The organism is Xanthobacter sp. BG11Y11_SDJG (genome assembly GCF_057364445.1).
The window spans coordinates 1-793 of record NZ_JBNFNU010000794.1 but is presented as its reverse complement, the minus strand read 5'-3'; the positions used below and the strand labels follow the sequence as shown (position 1 = coordinate 793).

Genomic DNA, 793 nt, shown 5'->3' with positions numbered 1-793 from the left:
CGCCGCGGCCCCTGCGCCGGCGTCGTGCCGGGCAATTCGCTCTGGCTCGGCCCGTGCGGGATGCCGGGGGCGAGGCGCAACATGGCGGCGAGCGGCTTCAGGCCCGGCACCTTGGCGACCAGCGGCGCGAACGGCTTGCCGATTGCGGCACCCAGCAGCGCGAAGCGGAAGCGCGCGGGATAGGGCAGCACCTTCGCCAGCAGCGTGCGGATCATGCGGTCGGCGAACGGGCGCCGGTAGGTCTTCTCGATATGCACCCGCGCCCCGTCCACGAGGTGCATGTAGTTCACGCCCGAGGGGCAGGTGGTCATGCAGGACAGGCAGGTGAGGCAGCGGTCGATGTGCTTGACCTCCTCCTCGGTGGCCGCGCGGCCTCCCTCCAGCATGTCCTTGATGAGGTAGATGCGCCGCGCGGGCTGTCGAGCTCGTCGCCGAGCAGCACATAGGTCGGGCAGGTGGCGGTGCAGAAGCCGCAATGCACGCACTTGCGCAGGATGTCGTTCGCCTCCGAAACGCGCGGATCGGCGAGCTGGGCGAGGGAGAAGTGGGTCTGCATGGTCCTCACACACCCGCATGCATGCGGCCGGGGTTGAGCACCCGCGCCGGATCGAAAACTGTCCTTCACGCGGCCGGCGAGCGCCGCCAAAGTCGGCGCCTCGGGGCTGGAACACCGGCACGCGCGCGCGCTCGGAAGCGGCGGCGCGGATCAGGGGTGGCGTGGCCGCCATGGGGCGCGAGCGCCGCGCGCACGTCGTCTGCGTGGCTCGCCGGGCCGGGCAGGAGCGCCCAGACG

At 71.9% G+C, this 793-nt stretch carries 1 pseudogene; it reads right to left on the bottom strand.

Going from position 1 to position 793, the window contains the following annotated elements:
• Positions 1-556: pseudogene (locus AC2W7M_RS26575) on the bottom strand (4Fe-4S dicluster domain-containing protein); the annotation flags it as partial.
• Positions 557-793: the final 237 nt, after the last annotated feature.